At 49.3% G+C, this 1450-nt stretch carries 2 protein-coding genes; one reads left to right on the forward strand and one right to left on the reverse strand.

The window, feature by feature from the left end:
• Window positions 1-862, reverse strand: an 862-nt coding sequence (gene psaA / locus IGQ44_08785) for a photosystem I core protein PsaA (protein HIK38072.1), incomplete at its 3' end; no start/stop codon positions are given.
• Window positions 863-1199: 337 nt separating this feature from the next.
• Here psaA and IGQ44_08790 point away from each other — a divergent pair.
• The coding region (locus IGQ44_08790; GenBank protein ID HIK38073.1) for an LD-carboxypeptidase at window positions 1200-1450 on the forward strand (251 nt) is incomplete at its 3' end.

Here is a 1450-nt window from a genome sequence, read left to right on the forward strand (position 1 = left end):
ACAAGCCGCCGGTTACAGGGTTCAACCCGCCATTGAAGGTAAGGAAGTCGGAGTATACTCCCCAGTTCAAGGTGAAGAAGGGGGTCAACCCCTGGGCAAAGCTGGGATACAGCTCAATCATCTTGGCTGGTTGCAGTATGAACTCATGGGGCAGGGGTATATCGGCGGGGGCCACCCCCTGATCCAACAGCTTGTTGATAGGCAGGGACACGTGGATCTGGTGACCTGCCCAAGCTAGGGAGCCCAATCCCAGCAGACCGGCCAAGTGGTGGTTCAGCATGGATTCCACATTTTGGAACCACTCCAGCTTGGGTGCTGCCTTGTGGTAGTGGAACCAGCCGGCGAAGAGCATAAGGGCGGCCATTACCAAACCACCGATGGCGGTTACGTATAGCTGGTATTCATTGGTAATCCCAGAGGCCCTCCACAGTTGGAAGAAGCCGGAGGTAATTTGGATGCCGTGGAAGCCACCTCCCATGTCCCCATTGAGTATGCCTTGGCCAACTACTGGCCATACCACTTGGGCGCTTGGTTTTACATGAAGGGGATCTGCCAACCAAGCAGTGTAGTTGGAAAACTTAGCCCCGTGGAAGTACATCCCACTGAGCCATACGAACACTACTGCCAGGTGACCGAAGTGGGCGCTGAAGATTTTGCGGGATACGTCTTCTAGGTCACTGGTTTGGCTATCGAAGTCGTGGGCGTCAGCATGGAGGTTCCAAATCCAGGTTGTGGTCTTTGGCCCTCTAGCTAAAGTGCGGTCGAAGTGTCCTGGTTTCCCCCACTTCTCGAAGGACGTGGGTACAGGATCATAGTCTACTACCACTTTAGCTTTCGCCTCTTTTTGAGGACTTGTTGTCATGAGGTGTTCCTCTCTTGACCGATACTTTAACTACTACATTACTCAAGATGATAAGGGTTGTTTGTCAATTTTGTGATTCCTCCTTAACAATATTTAAAATTTGCTGCACATCCTCTCATATAAAGGCTTCTAGGCGACATTATGTTAGACTGCAGTTAGGATTCTGTTACTCTTCTTTAATATGTGAAAATCTTATCTTAACATTAATTTGTCTCTATGTAAATGAAGGAAAAATACTATTAGAAAATAGAGACCATTTAGGGGTAACAATTGACATTTGTCTAACAGCCGGAAACAATAAAGGAGACCGACTTGCAAAGGAGCGGAGTAGGTAAAAATGCTGTTACCACCACCCCTGCGTCAGGGAGATTTTTTGATGGCGATTGCCCCCAGTGGAAGACTAAGAGAGGGAGAGAGGGAAAGGTTGGAAAAAGGACTAAGAATTTGGCAAAAGAGGGGCTACAAAATCATTTTAGAACCTTCTTGCCAGGCAAAAGCCGGCTATCTGGCGGGGGATGACCAGTTGCGACGACGGGCATTGGCGGCGGCTTGGAGTCATCCCCAGTGTAGGGGGATTGTGTGTGTGAG

Origin of the sequence: Geminocystis sp. M7585_C2015_104 (assembly GCA_015295805.1) — a bacterium.
Taxonomy (GTDB): domain Bacteria; phylum Cyanobacteriota; class Cyanobacteriia; order Cyanobacteriales; family Cyanobacteriaceae; genus DVEF01.